Origin of the sequence: Pseudodesulfovibrio sp. 5S69, assembly GCF_037094465.1 — a bacterium.
Taxonomy (GTDB): Bacteria; Desulfobacterota; Desulfovibrionia; order Desulfovibrionales; family Desulfovibrionaceae; genus Pseudodesulfovibrio; species Pseudodesulfovibrio methanolicus.
This window is the reverse complement of the sequence record NZ_CP146609.1, coordinates 3,929,556-3,956,153: the sequence shown is the minus strand read 5'-3', so window position 1 is coordinate 3,956,153 and position 26,598 is coordinate 3,929,556. Positions and strand designations below refer to the sequence as shown.

The window sequence follows — 26,598 nt, the reverse complement described above, 5'->3', positions numbered from 1 at the left end:
ACCGGGCCGGTCCCGATAGGCCTCAGCAGTTTCTGGCCGCAGTGATATTCTTTGTTATATTTTTGCAAAAACGGTCCGGGCCGTGTATCTTGCAGGCTAGGCACTGATACTTTGTCCCAGCGCAATCTCGAATCAACCCCGGAGGACTGATGAACCGGTCATGCTTTCCCGCCGCCCCGCTGCTTGCCGTAGTGCTTTTTCTCCTTGCTCCCCTTGCCGGGGCCGCCCAGGCCGCCGGATCGGTGCTGGCCGTGTACAACTCCGGCCAGGCCCAGGTGAACGAATCCCGCGTGGTGACCCTGCCCGAAGGGGCCGCCGCCGTGGTCTTCACCGATATCCCGTCCACCGTCGATCCCTCCTCCATCCGGGCCACGGCACCGGATATGACGGTGCAGGACGTCGAGTACGCCTACAAGCCGATCACCGCGGGCAACCTCCTGGACGCCTATATCGGCAAGGAACTGTCCGTGATCCTGCCGGACCCGACGGACGTCAACGCACGCGTCCTGCGCAAGGCCAAGCTGCTGGCCAACGCGGACCGGCCTATCTTCGCCATGGGCAAGGAGGTCTACGTGGGCTCGTACGAGGCCCTGCTCCTGCCGGAGATGCCCGAGGGGCTCGACGCCGAGCCGACCCTGACCCTGACCACGCAAAGCACGGTTGCCGGGCGCAAGAACGTGGCCCTGAGCTACCTCATGGGCGGCTTGACCTGGCGCGCGGACTACAATCTGACCGTGAACCAGTCCGGCCGGTCCGCCGACCTGGACGCCTGGGCCACGGTAACCAACACCTCGGACCACGCCTTTCCCGGCGCGGACCTGCGCCTCATCGCGGGGGACGTGCAGCGTGCGGCCGCGCCCAAAATGGTCATGCGCGCCAACGCCATGATGACCGAGGGCATGCCCATGGACGCGGCTTCGGCCCCGGCCGCCGAGGAGTCCTTTTCCCAGTACCATGTCTATGATCCGGGCCGGTACGTTTCCATCCCTGCGTCCGGGTCCAAGCAGGTCGGGCTGTTCTCGGCTGCGAACATCCCGGTCAGGACCGAGCTGTCCAGCCGTTTTCGCAGCACCCCGAACCAGCGCGCGGGCAAGATTTCGCAGAGCGTGGAGTCGGCCTTGCTTTTCACCAACACCGAGGCGAACAACCTGGGCAAGCCCATGCCCGCGGGCGTGGTCCGCGTGTTCATGCCCGAATCGAGCGGCGCCAAGCTGCTGGCGGGCGAGGCCCGCATCGGCCACAAGGCCGAGGGCGAGGAGGTCCGGCTGGTCATCGGCCGCGCCTTCGACGTGACCGTCGAGCGCGTGCAGACGAGTTTCCAGCGCATCGGCAAGAACGTGGCCGAGGTAGGCTGGAAGATCGCCGTGCGCAATGGGTCCCGGGAGCCCAAGGACATCAGGCTCCTGGAGGCCATGTCCGGGCAGTGGACCGTGCTGAACGCGGACACACCCTACACGGCCGAGGACGCGGGCACCATCGTCTTCGACCTGAAGGGCGTCGCTCCCTCCGACGGCAAGGAGGGGACGGTGATCAATTACACCGTGCGCTTTACAAACTAAGAGGAGGGCGGATGGCCGGTATCGACCACGTTGAACTGAAGACACTGAAGGATTTCTACGCGCTCATGGCCGCTTCCCGGAATCTCCGGAGACGGGCCGTGGCCGCGATTCTCGACGGGGACTCGGTCGACCGGGATATCCCCGCCTCCTTGTCCAACCTCCTGGAATCCCTCGAAGCCGTCCCCGAGGAAGAGGGCGGCAAACGGCTGCGCCTTTCCGGCGGACGGACCATCTCCCTGGACATGGGCTACGAGATCGACGAGACGCGCAAGGACCTCTTCTTCCTGGAGGAGGGCGAGGAGACCTTCCTGGAGATGCTGGCCGATTTCCACCCCGGTTTCGACGACCACGTGGCGCGAGGCCGGGAACTGCTGCACAGGGTCGATCTGGACAGCCTGGTCACGGATCGCGACGGCACGGTCAACAACTACTGCGCCCGCTACCTGACCTCGGTCCAGTCGGTCTACAACGCGGTCTTCCTGACCCGCTTCGCCCGCACCCACGTGGACAAGCCGGTCATTCTGACTTCGGCCCCCCTGGACGGGCTGGTCCGGATATCGGTCAACCCGGACGGCGAGTTCTATTACGCAGCGTCCAAGGGCCGCGAGTGCCTGGACCGCGACGGCCGCGTCCGGCGGCTGGACATCTCCCCGGACAAGCAAAAGGCCATGGACGCCCTCAACGCGCGGCTGACCGAGCTGACCGGGCGGCCCGAATACGAAAAGTTCACCCTCATCGGCTCGGGCCTGCAATTCAAGTTCGGGCAGTCCACCGTGGCCCGGCAGGATATCGGCGGGTCCATCGACACGATCGAATCCGAGGCCTTCCTGACCACCCTCGAAGCCCTGGTCGCCGAGTTGGACCCGGACGGACGCAACTTCCGCATCGAGGATACCGGCCTGGACGTGGAGATCATCCTGACCGTGGAGACCGAGGGCGAAGGGCTCAAGGATTTCGACAAGGGCGACGGCGTGAAGTTCCTCAACGGGGAGCTCGGCCTGGGCTTGGCCGACGGGATCGGGCTGATCTGCGGCGATACCGGCTCGGACGTGCCCATGCTTGAGGCCGCCCTGGCCCTGTCGCCGGAAACGCGCGCAATTTTCGTGACCCGCAAGGAGGACCTGGCCGAGCGGGTGACCGGCCTGACCGGCGCGGCGCTCATCGTGCCCGAGCCGGACATGCTCGTGACCATTCTGGGTACCCTGTGACCCGGACACCGGAGAATCAACATTCAAAGGAGTGATCCGTGGCAGCTATCACACTCAAGGGCGTCGTTTTCGACCTGGACGGCGTCATCACCCGGACCGCGAAGGTCCACGCCCAGGCGTGGGAAGCCTCGTTCAACGAATTCCTCAAGCTCCATGCCGAGGAGACGAACACCCCGTTCGAACCCTTTGACCGCACCAGCGACTACCAGAATTACGTGGACGGCAAGCCGCGCTTCGAGGGCGTGCTCAGCTTCCTCAAGTCCCGGAACATCCGGCTCGACCCCGGCACCCCCGAGGACGCACCCGGCTTCGACACGGTCTGCGCCATCGGCAACAAGAAGAACGCGCTCTTCCAGGAGATTCTCAAGGAGCAGGGGCCCGAGGTCTTCGACAGCTCCGTGGCCCTGGTCAAGGAACTCAAGCGCAACGGCGTGCTCGTGGCCCTGGCCACCTCCAGCCGCAACGGCATGCTCGTCCTCGAACTGGCCGGGCTGACCGACCTGTTCGACGCCCACGTGGACGGCGTGGTTTCGGCCGAACTCGACCTCAAGGGCAAGCCCGAGCCGGACATCTTCGTCACCGCCGCCGAAAAGATGGGCTTGAACCCCGGCGAGTGCGCCGTGGTGGAGGACGCCCTGTCCGGCGTCCAGGCCGGCTGCGCGGGCAACTTCGGCCTGACGCTCGGCGTGGCCCGGAACATCGGCGGCGAGATGCTGAAGCGTTTCGGGGCCGATATGGTCGTTTCCGACCTGGGCGAGATCACCGTGGACGATCTCATGGAGTGGTTCGAGTCCGGCATGGCCACGGACGAATGGTACCTGACCTACCACGGTTTCGAACCGGGCGACGAAAAGTTGCGCGAGACCCTGACCTGCGTGGGCAACGGCTACCTCGGCACGCGCGGGGCCTACGAGTGCGAGTGCTCGTCCTATTACTTCTATCCCGGCACCTACATCTCCGGCATCTTCAACAAGACCCCCAGCGACGTGGAGGGGCGCGAGGTCTGGAACAATGACATGGTCAACTGCCCCAACTGGCTGCCCGTCTCCTTCAAGATCGGCAACGGCGAGTTCGTCTCGCCCCTGTCCATGGAGATACTCGCCTACTCCCACCGGCTGAACATGCGCGAGGGGGTCATGGAACGTCACATGGTGGTCCGCGACCAGGTGGGGCGCATCACCCGCATCTCCTCCCGGCGCGTGGCCTCCATGGCCGAGCCGCACCTGCTGGCCCTGCAATTCGACTATACCCCGCTCAACTACTCGGCCAAGCTGACCTTCCGCTCGTCGCTCGACGGCAACGTCAGCAACGAGGGCGTGGCCCGCTACTCCAGTCTGAACACCCGTCACCTGAACCGGGTGGGCGGCGGCAAGGGCGGGGAGGGCATCTACCTGCACATGGAGACCTCCCACTCGCGGTACCAGATCGTCATGGCCGCCAAGACCCGCATGCTCGAAGACGGCAAGCCCATCGAGGTGCACAAGGACGTGGTCCAGGACCGGGCCAGGGTGTCCGAGGAAATCTGCGTACAGGTCAGGGAAAACCACTGCTACGGCCTGGAAAAATTCGTCTACGTGCGGACCTCCTTGGATCGCGAACCGGGCGATCTCCGCGAGATGTGTCAGGACGGGCTCAAGCCCGTGAAGACCTTCAAGGGCGTCCGCGGCCCACATGCCAAGTCATGGAAGGGGCTGTGGCAGAAGGCCGACATCCGGATCAAGGGCGACCGCTTCGTCCAGCGGGTGCTCCGGCTGCACGTCTACCACCTGCTGGTTACGGCCAGCCCGCACAACGAGGGCCGCGACGCGGGCATGCCCGCCCGCGGCCTGTCCGGCGAGGCCTACCGGGGCCACATCTTCTGGGACGAAGTCTATATCCTGCCGTTTTTCGACGCCAACTTCCCGGACATCTCCAAGGCGCTGCTGATGTACCGCTACAACCGCCTCGACGCGGCCCGCGAATACGCCCGCGAAAACGGGTACAAGGGGGCCATGTTCCCCTGGCAGACCGCGGACGACGGCAGCGAGGAGACCCAGGAGGTCCATTACAACCCCGAGGCCAAGTCCTGGGGGCCGGACCTGTCCCGCCGCCAGCGGCACGTGTCCATCGCGGTCTTCGTCAATGCCTGGCGCTACGTGTCCTGGACCGGCGACCAGACGTTCCTGCGCGAACACGGCGCGGAACTGATGCTCGATATCGCCCGGTTCTGGGGCAACATCGCCTCCCATGACGAGGCCGGGGACAAGTACCACATCGACGGGGTCATGGGCCCGGACGAGTTCCATGAGAAACTGCCCGGCTCGGACGAGCCCGGCCTGCGCGACAACGCCTACACCAATATCATGGTCGTCTGGCTGCTCGAAAAGGCCCTGTTCATTCTCGACGCCCTGCCGCCCAAAATCCGGAAGCAGATCAGCGCGTACATCGGCTTGACCGACCAGGAAATCGCCAAGTGGCGGGACATGACCACCAAGCTCAACGTGATCATGACCGAGGACGGGATCATCAGCCAGTTCGACGGCTACATGGACCTGCCCGAGCTGGACTGGGACTCCTATCGTCAGCGGTTCTATTCCATCCACCGCATGGATCGCATCCTCAAGGCCGAGGGCGATTCCCCGGACAACTACAAGGTCGCCAAACAGGCCGATACCCTGATGACCTGGTATATCCTCGAACCCGACGAGGTGGCCCGCATCCTGCGCAAGCTCGGCCATGAGATCGATGATCCGGTCAAGCTGCTCAAGGACAACTACGACTTCTACGAGAAGCGGACGAGCCACGGCTCCACCCTGTCCAAGGTGGTTCACGCCGTCATCGCCAAGTACATCTACCCGAGCAACGTGGCCTGGGACTGGTTCATGGAGGCCATGGACTCCGATATCCACGACACCCAGGGCGGGACCACCGTGGAGGGCATTCACACCGGCGTCATGGCCGGGACCCTGGAGGTCATCAAGCAGGACTTCGCCGGGCTCAACCTGTCCTCCACCCCCATGAAGGTGGACCCGGACCCGCCCGCGCACTGGGGCGAGATGCGCCTGTCCTTCATGTGGCGGTCCATCTGGTTCGACCTGGTCATCGAACAGGACCGCGTGAACATGACCGCCTTCCACCAGGGCGACAAGATCGTGCCCGTGGAAATCTTCGGCCAGACTTACGAGCTCAAGCCCGGAAAGACCGTCGAGGCCAGACGGCCCAAGGCGGAGTAGGGCGGGACTGCGGCGTGCGGGGATGCCTCCGGCGGGCCCTCCCGGGGGGCTCCTTCGGAGAGACCAGGGCGCTGCCCTGGACCCGCCAGGGAGCAGGGCCCCCTGGACCCCCATCGCCTCGCTCCGCTCGGGGGCGTGCGGACGCCTTCCGCGGTGCGGGTTGCGCGATTCAGGCAGAGAAAACGGAATCACGGCGTGCTTCTTCTCCGGAAGATGCGCGCCGTTTTCTCTGCCCGAATCGCGGGTGGTGTTTTTTGGGGGGGATGGATTCCACACGGCATTGCTTTTTCGCCATACCGTAACAGGCATCCCTTACATTGAACGAGCCTTCCCCCCGTCCCTCCCACCCGCGAAGCGGCACCAAAGGCTTCAGGAAAGGAAAGGGGATGGAGGTCCGGGGGAAGGGGAAGGGAAAACCCTTTCGAAGGGTTTCCTTCCCCTTCCCGGCCGCCGAGGCGCCCCCCCCTCCCTTGCCTCAAGGGCTGAAGACGGGTAAGGAGAGGGCCGCGCCGGGGGTTGTGTTCCGGCAATCTTTTTTTTGGGAGTTTCCATGTCGCTGAGTATAGGTATTGTCGGACTGCCCAACGTGGGCAAGTCCACGTTGTTCAACGCGCTGACCAAGGCCCAGAACGCCGAGAGCGCGAACTATGCGTTTTGCACCATCGAGCCGAACAAGGCGGTGGTCCCGGTGCCGGACGCCCGGCTGGACGTGCTGGCCGGTCTGGTCAAGCCGCAGCGGGTGCTGAATTCCACCGTGGATTTCGTGGACATCGCGGGTCTGGTGGCGGGCGCGAGCAAGGGCGAGGGGCTGGGCAACAAGTTTCTGGCCAACATACGCGAGACCCAGGCCATCCTGCACGTGGTCCGCTGCTTCGACGATGACGACGTCATCCACGTGGCCAACTCCGTGGACCCGCTGCGGGACATCGAGATCATCGAGACCGAGCTGATCCTGGCCGACGTCCAGGTGCTCGAAAACCGCATCGAGCGCATGGAAAAGATGCTCAAGGGCGACAAGACCCTGGCCCCGAAGATCGAGGCCGCCAAACAGCTCATGGCCCACCTGGACCAGGGGCTGCCCGCGTCCACCTTCGAGAGCGATGCAAAGGCCCTGCCCGAGCTGCTCAGGGAGCTACGGCTGATCACGGCCAAGAACGTCATCTACTGCGCCAACGTGGACGAGGACGGCCTGACCGGGGACAACGACTACATCGCGGCCGTGCGCGGCCTGGCCGAAGAGCGCGGTGCCGAATTCGTCAAGATTTCCGCACGGATGGAAGAGGAACTTGTGGGGCTGGAAGACGAGGACTACCGGGAATTCCTGGAGTCCTACGGCATCACCGAGTCCGGCCTGGACCAGATCATCCGTACCGGCTTCCACACCCTCGGGCTGATCAGCTACTTCACCGCCGGTGAAAAGGAGGTCCGCGCCTGGACCATCCACAACGGCGACAAGGCCCCGCGCGCCGCGGGCGTCATCCACACCGATTTCGAACGCGGCTTCATCCGCGCCGAGGTCATCTCCTACGACAACTTCGTCAAACACGGCTCCGAAGCCAAATGCCGCAGCGAAGGCGTGCTCCGCGTCGAAGGCAAAGAGTACGTCATGAAGGACGGCGACGTGGTCCACTTCCTGTTCAACGTTTAGTTGGACGGGGAGGAAGGAAAGGCGGGAAGGGAAGCCGCCTGCGGCGGCGATGGATGGGTGACTTCGCCGCCGGCGGCCAAAGGGGCGGGCCCCCTTTGGAAACCCTTTGTCGCCTTCGGCGAGAGGCAGGTGCTCGGAGAGCTTGGCGGGACGGTGCCCACGCCGCCTGGAAATGCGAGGGCCATGTCGAACCGTCAGGGCGGCGTATTTGAACTGAGAAAAAAAGCGAATTCCCCGCGATCCCGCCATCCGCGAAGCGGCCCGAAGAGCTTCAGGAAGGAAAAGGGGATGGGGGTCCGGGGAAGGGAGAAGGAAACCCTTTCCTCGAAGGGTTTCCTTTCCTCTTCGGCCGCCGGAGGCGAAAAAGGGGCGCTCCGCCAGGAGCGCCCCTTTTGCATTGTCATTCGCTCGGTTAGTCGTCGAAGTTGCCGTGGGGGCCCTTGTCGGTGTCGATGGCGGCAGCCTGGGCCTTGATTTTTTCTTCGGTCCACTGGGCGGGGTCTTCGAACTGTTCGGCCTTGGGGCCGAGGTCGTAGGAGCCCGCTTCGAGGATGAGGTCCTGGGCGATGGGCGCGGTGTCCTTGGCGTTGAACACGTTGGTCAGCAGGTCATAGACGAAGTCCTGGACGGCCCCGGCCATGCGCTCGCGCACGGACTCGCTCTGGCCGAGCCAGCGGCGCTCGAAGATGAGGTTGAGCTTCTTGTAGTTGCCGCCCTTGATGCCGTTGGCGTCGGCGTAGGCGACCATCTCGTCCCAGAGGGCGTCTTCCACGCCCTGGCCGGAGACCTTGGCGAACTGGTCGCCGTCCATGATGGCGTTGCCGAAGTCGTTGACCTTGACGCCCCAGGAGATCATCTGCAGGGCGGTGGCCACGTTGGCCTTGGTGGTGGCGGTCTTGGCGGCGATTTCGCGCAGGCGGGCGGAGTCGTTGCCCGAGGTGCCGTGCTGCGCGCCGGAGGTGCCATAGGGCTTGAGGGCCTCGTGGATTTCGGCGGTCAGGTCGACCTGGATGCCTTCGCCCGAGGCTTCGATGCCGTGGGTGGTGCCGTTGTTCAGGGCGATCCAGTCCGGGCACAGGCCGTGGGCGTTGAGGCCCTGGATGAGGTACTTGGCCTCCACCGGGCTGGACAGGCCGAACTCGCCCTTGATCTCGCCGATCTCGGTCTCGTATCCGGCCCAGGCCGGGATGGTCGGGGACACGGCCAAGTTGCCGAGCAGGTTGAGGTCGTCGGTCATGTGCGAGGCATCGATGGCGATGGAGGTCACGCCCGAGTCGAACACGGACGGGATTTCGGCTTTGGCCTCGGCCACGTCGTCCCATTTCTTCATGAAGTAGTGGTCGGCGTGCACGGCCACGGGCACGATGATGCCGAGCTTGTTGCACAGATAGTCCACGCGGCGGGCCACGTTCCACAGGGTGGTCGGGCAGTAGGTGGACTCGGAGCGGGCGATCTCGATGATGATGGCGGCATTGGCCTGTTGGGCGGCCTTGAGCGCGCCTTCGATGACGAAGATGTTCCGGCCGTTGGCCGCGATGGTCATGCAGTGGCCCTTGGCGCGCATGGCCCGGTCCACGACCTTGCCGCTGACGATGAGCGCCTGCGAGTTGGGGAAATTCTTGACGACGTTCGGCGGGCGGCCGACGGCGAGTGCTTTTTTGAATGTATCCTGGGACATGCCCTTCCTCCTTGGAGCGTTTGATTGCTTGAGACAGTAAAAACCAATCGATGGGCAAAGTCAAAATGAAAGGGCCGGTGGATGGCCTGATCTTCAAGGATCACTGCCCGGAACATGACGGGCACGCTCCGGGCAGTGTGTTGTTGCGCCGAGTGTGGCCATTTACATGGTCGCTTCCTGCTCGCGGGCGCGGCGGGGCCTGGCGCCCTGCCTGGCGCCTTGCAGTCCGTCCAGCGGTCTGAGCGTGTAGCCCAGTTCACGGGCCATGAATTCGAGGATCGAGATGTTGTGGGTCGCCTTGACGATCTCGAACATGGTTTCGGCCCCGAGTTTGGCGTGGGCGTCAAAGGGATTGAGCTCCCGAAGCAGCGTCGAATACGGCTTCTTGATCACCCGCGACACTTCCTTTGCCGGGATGTGTCCTTCCAAAACGATGTCCTGCATTTTCTTGGTCAGATTCTTCTCGAACATGTTTACCCCCCCACATGTTGGATATTCTGCCTAGTAGGGGAAGTTATCGCGTTTTTTCCTTTTTCGTCAACGTAATTTGAAAAAACAGGGCAAAAAAAAAGGGCCGGAGCCGCTTTGGCATCCGATTTGGAGGATAAAAGAGGTGTGTTCCCGAATTGTTGGCGCAAACACCTTGGCCTGGCGGTTTACGCCCTGAGCGCGGTTACGGGGTGCATTTGCCCATGAACTGCATGGCCAGCATGGTGATGTCGTCGGACTGCTCCGCGCCCTTGGCGAAGACGCGGATGGCTTCGCCGACGTCCTTGACCAGCTTGGGGGCGAAGGGTTCGTTTTCGGCGGCGAGCATGGCCATGAGCCGGTCGTCGCCGAACAGTTCGCCGTCCGGGTTCATGGCCTCGGTCACGCCGTCGGTGTAGATGAACAGCAGGTCGCCGGGCTTCAGCGTCATGGTCTTGGTCGAGTAGCGCATGCCCTCCATGATGCCCGCCACGGGCTCGCCGAAGGGCCGTATCCACTCGGGCTTGCCCCCGCAGGGCAGGAAGACCGGCGGGTTGTGGCCCGCGTTGGCGAAGCGGGTCTCCCCGCTCTCGATGTCCATGATGGCCAGGAACAGGGTCACGAACATGCACGACTCGTTTTCCGAAGACAGGTCCGCGTTGACCCTGGTGAGGATGTCGCCGGGGTCCAGGCCGCGCTCGGACACGACCTTGAGCAGGGTCTTGGTCACGGCCATGAAGAAGGCGGCGGGTACCCCCTTGCCGGACACGTCGCCCACCAGGAAGCAGAAGTGGGTGTCGTCCACGAAGAAGAAGTCGTACAGGTCGCCGCCGACCTCCTTGGCGGGTTCGATGGAGGCGAAGACCTCGAACTCGCGGCGGTCCGGGAAGGCCGGGAAGAGCTTGGGCAGGATGCCCATCTGGATCTCGCGGGCGATGCGCAGCTCGGACTCGATGCGCTCCTTGGCAGCGGTGGTGGCGGTCAGATCGTGGATGAACTCCTTGAGGGAGGTCTTCATGTACTTGAAGGATTCGGCCAGGTCGCCGACCTCGTCGTTGGCCCGGATCTCGGGGAGTCGCAGGTCCAGGTTGCCCGAGGCGATTTCGCGGGCGGAGGCGGACAGCTCGCACAGGGGGCGGGTGATGCGCCGGGCGATGCCCACGGTGACCAGGACCAGGAGCACGAAGCCGGCAGCACCGATGAGGAGCATGGACCTGGACAGGTGCACGACATCGGCCAGCATCTCGTCGCGGGGGAAGACCACGCCCAGCGTCCAGCCGGCGTTTTGGAGCCCGTCGCTGAACATGTAGCTGGCCTTGGGCGAGAGGAGCGTGCCCACGGACGTGAAGGCGGCCTCGCCCGAGAGCATGCGCTGGCCCAGCTCGCGCAGCTCGCGCGAGCCGCGTTCCTCGGCCAGGGAGAAGATGGTCTGGTTCATGACCAGGTTCTTGTCCGGGTGGGTGATGAAGGTGCCGTGCCGGGACAGGAGGAAGGCGAAGCCCGAATCGTACAGGCGGATGGAGTTGACGAGCTCCTGGAGCCGGCTGAGCGAGATGTCCGCCGTGACCACGCCCGCGAACACGGAATTGCCGTCCACCGTGCGGTAGAAGGGCACGGAATAGGTGGCCATGGGCACGCCGCCGCCCCCCTCGTCGAAATACGGCTCGGTCCAGGAGCTGCGGCCCAGTTCCTTGGGGATCTGGTACCAGTCCATGTAGAAATAGCGGTACTTGGCGTCGCCGAGCATGGTAAAGCCGATGCGCCCGCCCGAGCGGAAGTAGTAGGGCGCGAAATAGAGCTTGTCGGGTTGCAGGAAGTACGGCTCGAAGGCGATGGCCATGCCGTATATCTCCGGGTTGTTGGCCAGCACCCGCCGGTTCAGTTCGAGGATTTCCCGCGTGGTCAGCGTGGCGTCCTCCAGGGAGAAGGCGACGTTCTCGGCCACCTTCTGCACCCCGGACAGGACCGAGTCGATGCGCCCGGCGGTCCCGTCCACGAGCAGGCGGGAGTTGTCCTCGGCCTGGCGCAGGATGACGTCGCGCGACGAGACGTAGTTGTAGGCCACGATGGCGGCCACGATGACGAAGGCGCAGGACAGGATCAGAAAGGTCAGCTTGAAGGCGATGGGGTACCGTTTCATCGGGCCATCCCCTTGTAGAAGTCCTCGTAGCTCGGGGTGGCGTCCATGAACCCGGTGTCGGTCAGGGCCCAGACCACGCGCTCGAAGTCCTCCCGGCGCAGCACGCCCATGGCCCCGTCGTCGGCCATGGTCACGTCCTCCATGCGGTCGAGCATCCAGCGCTGGTGCGCCCGGCTGGCCGGGACCTTGGCCGCCTCCATGTGCGCGAGGACGATGTCCAGGGCTTCGTCCTTGTGGGCAAAGGCGTAGCGCCACCCCTTGAGGGTGGCCCGGACCAGCCTGCGGCACAGCTCGGGGCGTTCGCTCGCGGTCTTCGCCAGGCAGTAGACGCCGTCCTCGGGGAAATTCAGGCCTGCGTCGTTGAAGAACAGGGGCTGGAGGTCGGACTCGTCCAGGCCGTAGGTCAGCAGGGTGTGGTACTCGTTGTACCACATGGCCGAGCAGGCGGCCACGCCGTCGCGCATGAACAGGTCCAGGGACGAGGTCTGCGGGACCACGGTGACCGTGATGCCCTGGCGGCGGAACAGGGCCCGCGCCTGGATCTGGAACTCGTTGGCCCACAGACCGACCTTCTTGCCGTCCAGGTCACGGAACGTCTTGATCCCCGAGGATTTTTTGGCGATGAGCATGAGCGCCGAGTGCTGGACGATCTGGCCAATGTTGACCAGGGGCGCGCTCTCGCTGCGTTGCAGCCCGGTGGTCAGGAACAGGGTGGCGAAGTCCGCCCGGCCGTCCTCGAGATATTCGCTGGCCTGGATGTCGGGGCCGCCGGACAGGATGGCCAGGTCGATGCCCTCCTCCGCGTAGAACCCCTTGTCCTGGGCCACGAAATAACCGGCGAACTGGGCCTGGGGCAGCCATTGCAGGACGATGGACGCCTTTTCCCGGTCCTGCGCCGGGGCGGGCGGCGGTGCGAGCAGCACGGCGGCCAACAGGACGAGGGGAAAGAGGAACGGGACGGAGGACGAGGATGCGGCAATGCGCATGGCTACCTACCCATGGCGGTGTTGAATTCGCGGACCTTGTCCTTCCACAGGTCGGTGTCGGACGGCCCCTTCCAGGCCAGCCTCGGGTCCATGCGGACGATGAGCGTGTCCTGCATGAGCGAGTGCGCGGCGTAGCCCAGGGCCGACAGCTTCCTCACGGAGTCGAGCAGCACGGCGGGGTCGATGCCGGTGTCGCCGCCGGGCCGGGACATGTCGATGACCACGTAGTTGTTGGACCGGACGTTGGCCGCCAGGTAGCTGATCACCCGCCTGTCGGCGTTGTTCAGCCGCCGGTCGGCGCTGAGTCTGAGGAGCAGGTCCTGGTCGCAGGCCACGGTCCGGTCGGCCTCGACCACCGGGCGGACCAGGGCGGGATCGCCGGCGATGGCGCGGACGCCGCCGTCCAGGAACCCGTAGTCGAAATAGTCGCAGGCCTTGAGGAAGTATTGCAGCCAGAGGACCTGCTTGCCCACCGCGTCGAAGAAGAGCAGCCGCTTTTCGGTCCAGATGCGCGAGGTGACCAGGTCGAGCAGCGGGTCCAGGGGGATGGCCCGGACGTGGCCCAGGCGGGGGATCACGTCCCGCTGGAACGGGTCGCGGATGTCGATGACCAGGGTGTTCGGTTTTTTCGCCTCGCGTTCGAATTCCTCGAAGGACAGCAGCCTGCGTTCCAGGGTCTTTGGGGAAATGACCCGCTCCCTGCGGGCCGGGGTCTCGCCCATGAGGGTGGCCCGGTCCGGGGCGGCGGTGATCCAGTCGAAGATGCCGCCGTCATAGGCGTAGACATGGCCGAACCCTTGGGACAGGGCGAGTCGGGCCGCCTGGTAGCTTTTGGGGCAGGTGCGGTCGTTGCAGTAGAAGACCAGGGGCTCCGGGGCGGACTTCGGGCGCAGGGCCTTGAGCCGTCGGGCGAAGTCGCCCTTGCCCGGCGGCAGGAGCACGGCCTTGTTGATGTGAGCCACTTCGTATTCCAGGCGGGAGCGGGTGTCCACGATCACGGCGTCGTCGTAGTCGGCCAGGAGCTGCCCGGCGGTGATGACCGGCACCTCGGGGTAATAGGGCCGCAGGGGAAAGTCCCCGGCATGCGCCGGGAGGACCAGGCCCGCGCACAGGAGCGCCAGGCCAAGGACCGTCAGGGTCCGGGTCATGCGCGTTCCTCGAAGTCCGCCGTGGCTCCGGCCAGGAACCGGGCGAAGAGAATGCACAGGGTCTCGGTGGACGCCTCCAGGCGGTGGCCGTCGTCGAGCACATGCAGGGTGGCCTTGTGGGTCCGGGCGAAGCGGATGGCGTTGTCCGGCGGGACCACGTCGTCGTTCCAGCCGTGGACCACGGTGACGCGCCCGGGCAGGGCGGGGAAGACGTGCACCGCGTAGCCGGGGAGATAGAAGGCCGGGGACAGGAGGAAGAGGGCCGGGATCCGCGCGCGCAGGGCCGCGGCCGCGGCCACGTAGCCGCCCATGCTCGACCCCGCCAGGATGGCGGGCCGGTCGTCCTCGGCCAGGATGGAAACCAGGCGCTCCACCCGCTCGTCGGGGTCGGCGAGGTCGCTGAAATCCGGGCCTTCCATGGTCAGATCGAACTCCCCGGCAACGTCGGCCAGGGCCAGGCTCTTGGTCCCCCAGGGCTGGCTCAGGGAACCGTGACACCACAACAGGCGGCAATCAGGCATGGTCGTCTCCTTTAGGCCGGGCCGGACGGCCTGCGGCCAGTTTGCGGAGGGTTTCGAACAGAGTGCTCTTCTTGACCGGCTTGGGCAGGTGGTAGTCCGCCCCAGCCTTGATGCAGCGCCGGGCGTCCTCGTCCATGGCAAAGGCGGTCATGGCCACCACGGGCACCGGGTCGAGACCGTGCTCCCGCTCCCACTCGCGGATGGCCCGGGTGGCCTCGAAGCCGTCCATGACCGGCATCTGGATGTCCATGAGGACCAGGTCCCAGCCCCCTTTCTTGAAGAGCTCGACGCCGCTCGCGCCGTCCTCGGCCACGGTCATGGTGCAGGGAGTGGACCCAAGATAGGTTTGGGCCACGAAGGCGTTGTACCGGGAGTCCTCGAACATGAGAATGTTCAGGGGGGGCAGGAGGGCTTCGTCGTCGGGCGGAACCGGTGCGGGCGGCGGGGTGCTCTCGGTCCCGGCGGCGGCCCCGAAGCGGGCCGTGAAGTGGAAGATGCTGCCCTTGCCCGGCATGCTTTCCGCCCAGATGCGCCCGCCCATCATGTGGACCAGCTCCTTGCTGATGGCCAGGCCCAGCCCGGTGCCGCCGAACTGGCGGGTGGTGGAGCTGTCCGCCTGGGTGAAGGCGTCGAAGATGGCGCCGAGCTTGTCGCCGGGCACCCCCACCCCGGTGTCCGTGATGGAGAAGTGGAGCAGGGCGGTCTCGTCGTCCTTCGCGGCCAGGTCCACGTTCAGGGATACCGAGCCCGTGTCCGTGAACTTGATCGCGTTGCCCAGCAGATTGAGGAGGATCTGGCGCAGCCGGGTGGGATCGCCGTTGATCCTCCCCGGCACCTCCGGGGCGGTGTTGCAGCTCAGGCGGAGGCCCTTTTCCGAGGCCTTGTCCTGGATCACGCCGCAGGTCCGGTCCAGGATGTCGGCCAACTGGAACCAGGTCTTTTCCAGTGTCAGGTGCCCGGCCTCGATCTTGGACAGGTCCAGGATGTCGTCGAGGATCTCAAGCAGACTTTCGCCCGCGGTGCGGAAGACGTCGACGTAGTGCGCCTGGTCCTCGGACAGTTCGGTCTCCCAGAGGATGTCGGCCATGCCCAGGATGGCGTTCATGGGCGTGCGGATTTCGTGGCTCATGGAGGCCAGGAAGCTGCTCTTGGCCGTGTTGGCCATCTCGGCGGCCTTCTTGGCCCGGCGGACCTGGTCCAGGGCGCCGTTCAGGGACTCGTTCTTGCGCTTGAGCTCCTCGGTGCGCTCCTTGACTTTGCTCTCCAACAGGTTCTGGTGGTTCTGGAGCTTGGCATTGGCCTCCTGGAGGTCGCGGATCAGGTGGCGCACTGACTGGCGCATGTCGTCGATGGCCCGGGCCAGGCTGCCCAGCTCGTTGGACGCGGACGTGTCGATGGGCGCGTCCAGGTTGCCGTCGGCGATGGTCGTGGCCGACTCCTCCAGGTCCATGAGCGGGGTCAGGAAGTGCTTGCGCATGTAGCGGACCGCGGCCAGGGTCAGGGTCAGGATCAGGAGCAGGGCCAGGGCCAGGGTCAGGCCCACGTACATGGCCATCTCCTGGACGTACCCCTCGGTGGTCACGGCCAGGTTGAAGGAACCGATCCAGTCGCCGTATTTGCGGATCTCCACGGACTTGGTGATGAACCGGCGGTCCTTGGTGAAATAGTCGAAGTCGTGGCCGGTGAAGCGCGGGCGGCTCTTGGCGGCCATGACCTCGCGGCCGGTGACCACCTGGGCGAAGGCCACGGTGTCGTCCTGGAGCACGGCGTCGATGAAGTCGCGGGCCGAGGCATAGTCAACCTGCCAGACCGCGCTGGCCAGGCTGGTCCGGGCCAGGTGGGCGATGCTGTCCGCGCGCTCGGACAGACGGACGTGCAGGCGGTAGGCGTTGAACAGGATCAGCGCGCAGGAAAAGACGAGGACGATGGCCGAAATGAAGGCCAGTTGGGCCAGTTTGGCCCGGCGGCTGAGAGAGTCGGCCCTGGGCAGCCTGGCTCCGTTGTGTGTGGTCATGTGTCGCTCGTCGTCCTCGGGTTCTCAGATAACCATGTATTTCTAAGCTGAACGGGCGACATTGGCAAGGCATCCGACGGGATTCTCCGGTGCTTCCGCAAAGACAAAAAAAAGGCCGGGCGCGAGGCCCGGCCGAAAATCGGTCACTGGAATCGGCTAGGCGTTGCCGGTCTCCAGGTTGAAGCCCATCTCGGAAGCCATGAACTGGAGCGGACGGATGTCGTGGGTCACCTTCATGATTTCGAGCAGGGTCTCCGCGCCCAGCTTGGCGCTGGCGTCAAAGGGATTGATTTCGCGCATCAGGGTCGAATACGGCTTGTTGATCTTCTGGGCGACGATCTTGGCCTGAATGCCGCTGTCGAGAATGCAGTCCTGGACAACCTTGGTTACGTTCTTTTCAAACATCATGCCCTCCCGCAGAGTTTGTTGGTTACTGGCGAAACGCTATGAGCTAATTAGCAACCGGCGTGCCAAAGTTGGGTTATTTCTATTATAATTTGCTATTTCTATAGGTTATAAAAAAACACCCAAAATAGGTTCGCCCATACTACTGTCGCAGCAGTGTCGCACATGTCGCATGATGCGACGTTGTGCAACATTTATGTTGCAAGTGCGACACCGGTGAGACACAAAAAAAGGGAGCCGCTTTCGCGGCTCCCTGATACCCGGCTAGGCCGGGGTGTCCGAAACGTATCTGTCAGGCTGTCAGGTGTGGGTTGCGGTCCATTTCTGTGCGCCTTAGGAGGTGTTGATCCGTTCGGGACTAAGGGTGCTGTTTATCCGCCCAGTCTTGCGACCAGGTCTTGAAGGATTCCATGTAGTTCAGCCAAGCGCGGCTGCCCAGTATGATTTCCAGTATTCTTGCGGCGGTAAGATTCTTGAACATCTTCGTTACCTCGCTCGTTCTCTTCTCGTTGCCGGTTCGCCCTATTGGGCCAACGGCTGATCGTGCATCCGGCTACAGTCGCTTGCCTGGTCCGTGTCCACGGTGATGCTGCGCTCCACGTGATTGATGGTCTCGGCAAACAGCCCGGTCGACTCGTAGGGGGACAGGAGGCTGGTACGGACGGAGCCGACGATGTTGCCGTAGATGATCAGCGCGGTCTGTTCCAGGGGCAGGGAGCGGATGGTCCCGTCCTCGATGCCCAGGGCGACGCAGCGTTTCAATTCGTCTATGAAGATGCTGAACTTCTCCATCACCTTGGCGCCGTCCACACCGGGCTCCATGTGGCTGAAGGGAGAACAGCGCAGCAGGACGGGGAAACCGACCCGGTGGTCTTCGGTAAACGCGAAATACGCGGTCATGTAGGCGCGGATGGCCTCCATGCCGTTCTTGGCCTTGGCCGTCGCCTCGCTCAGGCAGAGTATCAGCCGGTCGGCCATGTCGAATCCGGCGGCCAGGAAGAGCTCCTGCTTGCTGCCGAAGTAATGCGAAACGAGTCCGAAGGAAACGTCGGCGCGCCCGGCCACGTCCTTGACGGTGGCGGCGTGGAACCCCAGTTGCCCGAAGGCCTCCTGGGCTGCGCTGAGTATGGCTTCCTTCTTGGTCATCGTGTCGTTTTCCTCGTATCGATTGATTGTGCAATCAGTCGTTGATGCAGGTATAGATTGATTGAGCAATCAGTGTCAAGCGGGAAATGGATATTTTTTCGAACGGCGCGCGCAAGGGCAATGAAAAGGCCGCATAACACGGCCTTTTCATTGGTGATTTATTTGGTTCGGACTAGCTGGACTTTTTTTGGATCTTGGCCCAGGTGTCGCGCAGGGTGGTGGTCCTGTTGAAGACCAGGGCCTGCCCCGGCTTGTGGTCGCGCAGGTCGGCGCAGTAGTAGCCGGTGCGCTCGAACTGGAAGTTGGTCCCGGCGTCCATGTCGGCCATGGCCGGTTCCACCTTGCATCCCTTGAGCGATTCCAGGGAGTGCGGGTCCACGTAGTCGGTGAAGGTCTTGCCTTCTTCCACGGCGTTGGGGTTTTCCCTGGTGAACAGCGGGCCGTAGTTGCGTACCTCGGCGTCGAGGCCGTGTCTGGCCGAGACCCAGTGCAGGGTGCCCTTGACCTTGCGGCCGCCTTCCAGCCAGCCGCCCTTGGACTCGGGGTCGTAGGTCGCCCGGATCTCGGTGACCTTGCCGTCCGCGTCCTTTTCATACCCGGTGCACTTGACGTAGTACGCGCCGCGCAGCCGGACCTCGCGGTCCGGGCCCAGGCGGAAGAATTTCTTGGGCGGCTCCTCCATGAAGTCGTCGCGCTCGATCCAGAGTTCGCGGGTGAAGGGTACCTTGCGTGCGCCGTAGGACTCGTCCTCGGGGTTGAGGGCAATCTCGAAGACGTCTTCCTGGTCCTCGGGGTAGTTCTCGATGACCAGCTTGACCGGGTCCATGATGCCCATGTAGCGCGGGGCGCGTTTGTTCAGGTCCTCGCGCAGACAGGCCTCAAGCAGGGCGTATTCGACCATGGAGTCCGCCTTGGCCACGCCGATGCGGTCGCAGAAGTCGCGGATGGACTCGGGCGTGAAGCCGCGCCGCCGGAACCCGGAGATGGTCGGCATGCGCGGGTCGTCCCAGCCGTTCACGAAGCCCTCCTTGACCAGCTGGATGAGCTTGCGCTTGGAGAGCACGGTGCCGGTGATGTTCAGGCGGGCGAACTCGTACTGCCGGGGGCGGTCGGTGAAGCCGGGGAGCGCGGCCAGTTCATTATATAGGGACGCGTTCTCGCCGAACAGCTCGGGCCGCTTCAGTCCTTCCATGAGGGTGTCCACGCACCAGTCGTACAGCGGCCGGTTGTTTTCGAACTCCAGGGTGCAGATGGAGTGGGTGATGCCCTCGATGGCGTCGGACAGCCCGTGGGTGAAGTCGTACATGGGGTAGATGCACCAGGCATCGCCGGTCCGGTGGTGATCGGCGTGCTTGATGCGGTACAGGGCCGGGTCGCGGAGCATGACGTTGGGCGCGCTCATGTCGATCTTGCCGCGCAGGATGCACTCGCCGTCCGCAAGTTCGCCCGCGCGCATGGATCGGAACAGGGCCAGGTTCTCCTCCACGGTCCGGTCGCGGTACGGGGAGTCCTTGCCCGGTTCTTTGAGGGTGCCCCGGTTTTCGCGGATCTCGTCCGCGGACTGGTGGTCCACGTAGGCCTTGCCCATCTTGATGAACAGCTCGGCGATGAAGTAGAGCTTCTCGAAGTAGTCCGAGGCGTAGAAGTTGTTGTCCCAGTCGAAGCCCAACCAGTGGACGTCCTCGCGGATGGAGTCCACGTATTCCATGTCCTCCTTGACCGGGTTGGTGTCGTCGAAGCGCAGGTTGCACTTGCCCTCGTAGTCGCGGGCAAGGCCGAAGTTCAGGCAGATGGACTTGGCGTGGCCGATGTGCAGGTAGCCGTTGGGCTCGGGCGGGAACCGGGTGTGGACACGGCCGTGGTATTTGCCGCTTTCCATGTCCCTGTCGATGATCTGGCGGATGAAGTCCTTGCCCTTTTCCGGGGCCTCGGGTTTGCTGCTCATGAAAAACCTCGTTGTATGAATGGACCGTTTTTCGGTCGAATCGTCGCAAAGAGGGCAAGACTCCCCATCCTGCCCGTGGCACAGGAAATACGGTAAAACCGCTTGCCGGTCAACGTAATGCTTGCCGTGAACGGCGCAAGAAGACACACTGGCCCGGCCACTCCAAGGAGGAGAGAATATGTCGTTGTTCACCATCGACGAGACCCGCTGCAAGCGGGACGGACTCTGCGCCGCCGACTGCCCGGCCGGGTGCATTGTTTTCGAGGAGGGCGGGCTGCCCGAACCCCACGAAAGGAAACAGGCCTACTGCCTGGACTGCGGCCACTGCATGGCCGTCTGCCCGGCGGACGCCATCCGGCTCACGCGCTTTGCCGACGGAAGCGTCCCGGTGGACCGCTCGCTGAACATATCCCTTGACCAGAGCGAGCAGTTCCTCAAGGCGCGGCGGTCCGTGCGCGCCTTCCGCGACGAGCCCGTGGACCGGGGCCTGCTCGGCCGGGTCCTGTCCGTGACCGAATACTGCCCGTCGGGCCACAACGCCCGGCCCACCCGCTGGGTCGTGGCCGAGGGAGGCGCCAAAGTAGCCGAGGTGGCCGGGGCCGTGGCCGAATGGATGCGCGCCGAGTCCGAGGCCGAGTCCAGGCTGGCCGCTTCCCTGCATCTGCCCGGCATCGTCCGTCTCTGGGACGGCGGTACGGACATCATCTGCCGCAACGCCCCGGCCCTGGCCGTGGCCGTGGGGCCCAAGCAGGGCATCACCCCGCAGCCGGACGGGGTCATCGCCACCGCCTACCTGGAGCTGGCCCTGACGGCCGCCGGGCTCGGCGCCTGCTGGTGCGGCTATCTGATGGCCGCCGCCGCGTACGACGCCGGTGTGCGCGAGCTCCTCGGCGTGGCCGGGGACGAAGCGGTCTACGGAGCGCTCATGCTCGGCCGTCCGGCCCGGCGTTATCCGGCCCTCCCTCCGCGCCCGGAGCCCTCGGTGGACTGGCTGTGAGCGGCCGCTCCCGGCTGGACTCGCCGGTGGAGTCGATGTAGGGTCCGGCATGATGTCGAGACTGCGCCCCTTTTACTTCGCGGCCGCGCTGGCCGCGGTCCTGCTGTCCGCGACCGTCGCCCCGGCGCGCGAGATCCGGGTCGGCGTGGGCTTCGCCATCGCGCCCTACGTGCTCCGGGAGCAGGACGCCGGGCTTGAGGTGGATCTCCTCCGGGCGGCCTTCCGGGCCGCCGGGATGGAGGCGCAGTTCGTCTACCTGCCGAACTTGCGGCTGCCCCTGGCCCTGGCCGAGGGGGATGTGGACTGCCTGGCCACCAGCGTGGGCTACGACATGGCCGAGCGCATCGGACGCCCGGTCTTCTACTCCGTGCCGACCCTGACCTTCCGGAACTATGCCGTGAGCCTGGCCGGACGGCATCTGCACATCGGCTCCATCGCCGACCTGGCCGGGTACGTGGTCCTCGGGTTCCAGGATGCGGCCAGCTATCTCGGCCCCGATTTCGCGGCCATGACCGGGGGCAACGACCTGTACAGCGAACTGTCCGACCAGTCCCTGCAGGTGCGCATGCTCTTTTCCGGGCGGGTCGACGTGGTCATCTCCGAGAAGCGCGTCTTTCTCTACTGGCGCAACCGGCTCAAGAACTCGCCGGCGGGCCGGGCCGTGGACCTGGACCAGGCCGTGAGGTTCAGTCCGATCTTCCCGGCCCAGGAGCGGCAGGTGGTCTTCGTCGAGAAGTCCCTGTGCGACGGCTTCGACAAGGGGCTTGCGGCCATCCGTGAGAGCGGAAGCTATGACCGGATCGTCCAGGCCTACGATCGGGCGGAGTACGTCAAATAACCAGCAGCCGGGCGCGTGACGCCCGATGGATATTCGGAGAACGGCGTGGCGGATGCCCATTATGCCTTTGGTTCGGTTCAGGTGGAGATCAATTTCGAGGCCATCGACGCCCTGTTCGCGCAGGCGAATGAACAGGGTCGCGATTCCCTGTTCGAGTACGAGGTCTACGACCTGCTCAAGGCCTCGGGGGCGGAGACCCCGCCGCAATGCGTGCTCCTGCCGCGCTCGGGCCGGTTCACGGACGAGCAGCTCTCGGTCCTGCCCGGCGAAAAAGTGGTCCTCAAGATCGTCTCGCCCTCCATCGTGCACAAGACCGAGGCGGGCGGGGTGCGCGTGGTCGAGAACCGCCCGGACGCCATCCGCTCGGCCGTGCGGCGCATGCTCTACGAGGTCCCGGAGAATTTCGCCGCCGCCCTGGAGCGCGACCCCGGCTCCGCGCCCGCGCCGTATCGCGGCCTTGCTGGCGAGCCCCTGGTCACCGCCGTGGCCCGCGACCTGCGCGGGGTGCTCATGGTCCAGTTCATGGAGCCGGACTCCACGGCCTTCGGCAACGAACTGCTGGTCGGCATCCGCAAGACCCGCGAGTTCGGCATGGTCGTCACCGCGGGGCTGGGCGGCACCGACACCGAGCTGTATGCGGAGCGCTTCCGCAAGGGCCAGGCCCTGACCATCGCCTCCACGGCCCTGACCGACGGGGCGCGTTTCTTCGAGCTCTTCCGCAAGACCATCTCCTACCGCAAGCTGGCCGGGTTGACCCGGGGCCAGCGCCGCATAGTCACCGACGAACAACTCATCGAGTGTTTTTCCTCGTTCATCGACATGGCCAACCACTACTCCCCTGAGAACCCGGACGCGCCTTTCCACATCGAGGAGCTGGAGATCAACCCGTTCGCCTACGCCGACTACCTGATGGTCCCCCTGGACGGGCTGTGCCGTTTCTCGGACCGGACCGACGTACGCGCCCCCCGGCCCGTGGAGCGCATCGCCAAGCTGCTCAAGCCGTCGACCATCGGCATCGTCGGGGTCTCGGCCTCGCGCATGAATTTCGGGCGGATCATCCTCAAGAACGTGCTCGAAGCGGGTTTCCCGGCCGAGGACGTGCGTCTGGTCAAGCCGGGCGAGACCGAGATCGACGGGGTGGCCTGCGTCCCGGACCTGAAGTCCCTGGACCGTCGGCTCGATCTGTTCGTGGTCGCGGTGGGCGCGGAGCAGGTCCCGGCCCTGGTGGACGAGTTGGTGGCCCTGGATTGCGCCGAGTCGGTCATGCTCATCCCGGGGGGCCTGGGCGAGACCGAGGAGAGCCGCGAGCGCGCCGCAAACGTCATCGCCCGCATCGACGAGGCGCACGCGCGCGGCGCGGGCCCGGTCTTCCTGGGCGGCAACTGCATGGGCGTGGTCTCCCGGCCCGGCCGCTACGACACCTGGTTCATCCCCGAGGAGAAGCTGCCTCCCCTGGCCCCAGGCGATCACCAACGGGCGGCCTTCATCTCCCAGTCGGGCGCGTTCATGCTCACCCGTCTTTCCCAGTGCCCCTTCCTCAACCCGGCCTACATGGTCTCCGTGGGCAACCAGACCGACCTGACCCTGGGCGACATGGTCTCGCATTTCGCCGAGGCCGACGACGTGGACGTCATCGCGGTCTACGCCGAAGGGTTCAACGACATGGACGGGCTGAATTTCTGTCGGGCCGTGCGCCGGGCCGTGCGCGCGGGCAAGGACGTGGTTTTCTACAAGGCGGGCCGGACCCCGGAGGGCAAGTCCGCCACCAGCGGCCACACCGCCTCCCTGGCCGGGGACTACGCGGTCTGCGAGTCCTGCGTGCGCCAGGCCGGGGCCATCATGGCCCACTCCTTCTCCCAGTTCGAGAACCTGTTCATGCTGGCCGAGCGCCTCAACGGCAAGACCATCGGCGGCAACCGGCTGGCCGCCATGTCCGGCGCGGGCTTCGAGGCCGTGGGCATGGCCGACTCCATCCAGACCGACGACTACTCCATGGTCCTGGCCCCGCTGGCGGACGCGACCCGCGAGTCGCTGACGGCCCTGGTGGACGCCAACCGGCTGGGTGGCCTGGTCACCGTGACCAACCCCCTGGACATCACCCCGGGGGCCGACGACCATGTCCATGCCGAGGCCGTGCGCATCCTGGCCACGGACCCGGGCGTGGACGCGGTGGTGGCCGGGCTCGTGCCCATGTCCCCGGTCATGCGCACCCTGGCCGATCCGGACACGCCCATGACCATGGATGACGAGCGCTCCATCGCCGCGCTCCTGTCCGACCTGTTGCCCCTGCTCGACACCCCGGTCATCGGCGTGGTTGACGGCGGCCGCCAGTACGATCCCCTGGTGGACCGGCTCAAGGAGGCGGGATTGTGCACCTTCCGCACCTCGGACCAGGCCGTGGCCGCCCTGGCCCAGTACATGGACGGCCGACTCAACGCGGCCCGCATCCGTGCGCGCTGAGCCGGTCCGAACGCCCCATAGCTTTATAATATAAATATTCGCCACATTCCCCTAATGTCCTGACAATAGGTGAAGTCTCCCTTCCCATTGGATTGCTCGGAAAGATACGGAGGGTGGAATGAGGTTAGCGGATGTCCCCATCGGGACAAAGATCATTGGCGGGTTCTTGATCATCGTCGTGCTCTTCCTGGTCACCGGCGTCTACGTCAAGGTGGCTCAGAACGACATGATCGCGTCGGGTCATATCGTGGATGCCGCACTCGAGATGAAGTACGCAGTGCGCGCGGACATGCAGATGGTCATGGAGTTCCTCGATTCCCCGGACGAGAAGACCCTGAATGAGAACTGGGCCGACCATGAGAAGGTCGCCGCCGATTTCGAGTTCTATGCCGCCGGCGTCCAGGAGGGCGTTTCCGACGAACGGGCCGAGATCAGGGCCGCGAGAAACCCCGCCATCAGGGAGTTGACCCTTCAGGTCCGGGCCCGGCACAAGGACGAATTCATTCCCGCCATCCGCCAGACTTTCGAACTCAAGCAGGCCGGCTTCAGGGCGTTGAAACGGCGGGCCGAGGTCATGAAGGCCATGGAGGGAGCCCACGAGTCGGTAGCCAAGGCCCTGGATGCGTTCGAAAAGGCCGTGGACCAGCGCATAGACCGGCGGATCACGGCCGGGGCAGACGCCTTCGACATCCTTTCGCAGGAGATCTCCTGGGCGGACATGGCGATGGAAATCAAGGCCACCATCGGACAGTCCCGTGTCGTTCTCGAGGAATATATCCAGCCCGGTTCCGCCGAGCGTGAAGCCGCCCTGGAAAAGGAGTACGAGGCCAGCGTCCGGGGTTTCGACCGGCAGATCAAGACGCTGCTCGAAGGCGGCAGCATCAAGGGCCAGATCGTGGTCGCCATGAAGGACCAGGAGTTGATCGAGCGGATCAAGCAACTGGCCCGGATCCACGACAAGGAATTCAGCACCGTGGCCAAGCAGGTCATGGCCGCCCAGGCCGAGTACGGGCGGCTGATGCGAGAGATCGATCTTTCGGACACCAGGGCCGATCAGTTGGGCGGGGCGTTGATGGCATCCCTGGAGACGATCGGGCACGATGCCGACGTGGACATGGAGAACGACATGGCCCACTCGGAGCTGGCCGTCATCATCGGCATCGGCCTGTCCATGCTCCTGGCGCTGTCTATCGGCTGGTTCCTGGCGAGGATGATCACCAGGCCGGTGAACCAGGCCCTCGAGGTGGCCATGGCCATGGCCGGTGGCGACCTGAGCAGGGACGTGCTGGTGCCGGGAAGGGACGAGATCGGGCGCATGCTCGAAGCCATGGGCGACATGATCGTCCGGCTGCGCGACGTGGTCTTCGGGGTCAACGGGGCGGTGCAGAACGTGGCCTCGGGCAGCGAAGAGCTGTCCGCCACGGCCGAGACCCTGTCCCAGAGCGCCACCGAGCAGGCGGCCGGTACCGAGGAGTTGTCCTCGTCCATCTCCGAGATCGCCCGCTCCATCTCAAGCAACGCGGGCCACAGCAGGGAGACCGCCGGCATCGCGGCCACGGTGGCCGACAAGGCGTCCAGGAGCGGCGAGTCCGTGACCCTGGCGGTGGGCTCCATGAAGGAGATCGCCGAGAAGATTTCGATCATCGAGGAGATCGCCCGGCAGACCAACCTGCTGGCGCTCAATGCGGCCATCGAGGCGGCCCGGGCCGGGGAGCACGGCAAGGGGTTCGCCGTGGTCGCCGCCGAGGTCCGCAAACTGGCCGAGCGCAGCGGCAACGCCGCAGGCGAGATCAGCCAGCTCTCCGAGTCCACGGCCATGGCCTCGGACGAGGCCGTGCACATGCTGGAGGAACTCGTTCCGGAGATCGAGAGGACGTCGGAGCTGATGTCCCGGATCCGCGCCTCCTGCGAGGAGCAGGATCTGGTCATCAAGCAGATCGGCACGGCCGTGAACCAGGTGGCGAGCGCCACCCAGGGGAACGCCTCGGCCGCAGAGGAAGTGGCCGCCACTTCGGAGGAACTCGCCGGTCAGGGTGAGTCCCTCCAGCAGATGATGGCCTACTTCAACTGCGGGCAGGGCTGGGCTTCGGATTTGTGCTTCCGTCCCGACGCGCTGCCTCCGGCGGAGGAGAGCGAGGAGGATGACGGCCTCGAACGCTACTGATCCACGCCCGGCGGCGGATACGAAAAAGGCCCCGGACCGAGCCCGGGGCCTTTTTGGCGTG

At 65.0% G+C, this 26,598-nt stretch carries 18 protein-coding genes; 8 read left to right on the top strand and 10 right to left on the bottom strand.

What is annotated here, in order from left to right:
* The first annotated feature begins 149 nt into the window (after window positions 1-149).
* The 4 genes from V8V93_RS18495 to ychF all read left to right on the top strand — a co-directional run bounded on the left by V8V93_RS18495 (window position 150) and on the right by ychF (window position 7,627).
* Complete coding sequence (locus tag V8V93_RS18495; protein WP_338668110.1) at window positions 150-1,559, top strand: DUF4139 domain-containing protein; 1,410 nt, start codon at window positions 150-152, stop codon at window positions 1,557-1,559.
* 11 nt (window positions 1,560-1,570) lie between these two features.
* A complete protein-coding gene (locus V8V93_RS18490; RefSeq protein WP_338668109.1) occupies window positions 1,571-2,767 on the top strand; it encodes a trehalose 6-phosphate synthase in 1,197 nt (398 codons plus the stop codon).
* 38 nt (window positions 2,768-2,805) lie between these two features.
* Window positions 2,806-5,979, top strand: coding sequence for a beta-phosphoglucomutase family hydrolase (locus tag V8V93_RS18485; RefSeq protein WP_338668108.1), 3,174 nt, complete (start codon window positions 2,806-2,808; stop codon window positions 5,977-5,979).
* Between the two features lie 550 nt (window positions 5,980-6,529).
* A complete protein-coding gene (gene ychF / locus V8V93_RS18480) occupies window positions 6,530-7,627 on the top strand; it encodes a redox-regulated ATPase YchF (RefSeq protein WP_338668107.1) in 1,098 nt (365 codons plus the stop codon).
* A gap of 412 nt (window positions 7,628-8,039) precedes the next feature.
* Here ychF and V8V93_RS18475 read toward each other — a convergent pair whose 3' ends face one another.
* The 10 genes from V8V93_RS18475 to V8V93_RS18430 all read right to left on the bottom strand — a co-directional run bounded on the left by V8V93_RS18475 (window position 8,040) and on the right by V8V93_RS18430 (window position 20,078).
* Complete coding sequence (locus V8V93_RS18475) at window positions 8,040-9,305, bottom strand: class II fructose-bisphosphate aldolase (protein WP_338668106.1); 1,266 nt, start codon at window positions 9,303-9,305, stop codon at window positions 8,040-8,042.
* 162 nt (window positions 9,306-9,467) lie between these two features.
* A complete protein-coding gene (locus tag V8V93_RS18470; RefSeq protein ID WP_338668105.1) occupies window positions 9,468-9,776 on the bottom strand; it encodes a phage regulatory CII family protein in 309 nt (102 codons plus the stop codon).
* Window positions 9,777-9,978: 202 nt separating this feature from the next.
* The gene (locus tag V8V93_RS18465) at window positions 9,979-11,913 is read right to left on the bottom strand and encodes a SpoIIE family protein phosphatase (RefSeq protein ID WP_338668104.1); all 1,935 of its coding nucleotides are present in this window, start codon (window positions 11,911-11,913) and stop codon (window positions 9,979-9,981) included.
* Complete coding sequence (locus V8V93_RS18460) at window positions 11,910-12,899, bottom strand: ABC transporter substrate-binding protein (RefSeq protein ID WP_338668103.1); 990 nt, start codon at window positions 12,897-12,899, stop codon at window positions 11,910-11,912. Before V8V93_RS18460 ends, V8V93_RS18465 begins: the two co-directional genes overlap by 4 nt.
* Before the next feature lie 2 nt (window positions 12,900-12,901).
* A complete protein-coding gene (locus tag V8V93_RS18455; protein WP_338668102.1) occupies window positions 12,902-14,047 on the bottom strand; it encodes a rhodanese-like domain-containing protein in 1,146 nt (381 codons plus the stop codon).
* On the bottom strand, window positions 14,044-14,568 hold the full coding sequence (locus tag V8V93_RS18450; RefSeq protein WP_338668101.1) for an alpha/beta fold hydrolase: 525 nt from the start codon (window positions 14,566-14,568) through the stop codon (window positions 14,044-14,046). The genes V8V93_RS18455 and V8V93_RS18450 overlap by 4 nt, the downstream gene beginning before the upstream one ends.
* The gene (locus V8V93_RS18445) at window positions 14,561-16,582 is read right to left on the bottom strand and encodes an ATP-binding protein (protein ID WP_338668100.1); all 2,022 of its coding nucleotides are present in this window, start codon (window positions 16,580-16,582) and stop codon (window positions 14,561-14,563) included. Before V8V93_RS18445 ends, V8V93_RS18450 begins: the two co-directional genes overlap by 8 nt.
* Before the next feature lie 156 nt (window positions 16,583-16,738).
* Entirely contained in the window at window positions 16,739-16,987 is a 249-nt protein-coding gene (locus V8V93_RS18440) for a phage regulatory CII family protein (protein ID WP_422394427.1), read from the bottom strand.
* 522 nt (window positions 16,988-17,509) lie between these two features.
* Window positions 17,510-18,133, bottom strand: a complete 624-nt coding sequence (locus V8V93_RS18435; protein WP_338668098.1) for a TetR/AcrR family transcriptional regulator — start codon at window positions 18,131-18,133, stop codon at window positions 17,510-17,512.
* Between the two features lie 172 nt (window positions 18,134-18,305).
* Window positions 18,306-20,078, bottom strand: coding sequence for a glutamine--tRNA ligase/YqeY domain fusion protein (locus tag V8V93_RS18430; RefSeq protein WP_338668097.1), 1,773 nt, complete (start codon window positions 20,076-20,078; stop codon window positions 18,306-18,308).
* A gap of 178 nt (window positions 20,079-20,256) precedes the next feature.
* Here V8V93_RS18430 and V8V93_RS18425 point away from each other — a divergent pair, with 178 nt between their 5' ends.
* From V8V93_RS18425 to V8V93_RS18410, 4 genes are all read left to right on the top strand, one after another.
* Entirely contained in the window at window positions 20,257-21,075 is an 819-nt protein-coding gene (locus V8V93_RS18425; protein WP_338668096.1) for a nitroreductase family protein, read from the top strand.
* Window positions 21,076-21,124: 49 nt separating this feature from the next.
* Window positions 21,125-21,913 (top strand): substrate-binding periplasmic protein, encoded by a 789-nt coding sequence (locus V8V93_RS18420; protein ID WP_338668095.1) that lies wholly within the window; start codon window positions 21,125-21,127, stop codon window positions 21,911-21,913.
* 45 nt (window positions 21,914-21,958) lie between these two features.
* A complete protein-coding gene (locus tag V8V93_RS18415) occupies window positions 21,959-24,373 on the top strand; it encodes an acetate--CoA ligase family protein (RefSeq protein WP_338668094.1) in 2,415 nt (804 codons plus the stop codon).
* 118 nt (window positions 24,374-24,491) lie between these two features.
* Entirely contained in the window at window positions 24,492-26,537 is a 2,046-nt protein-coding gene (locus V8V93_RS18410; RefSeq protein WP_338668093.1) for a methyl-accepting chemotaxis protein, read from the top strand.
* The last annotated feature ends 61 nt before the right edge of the window (window positions 26,538-26,598 follow it).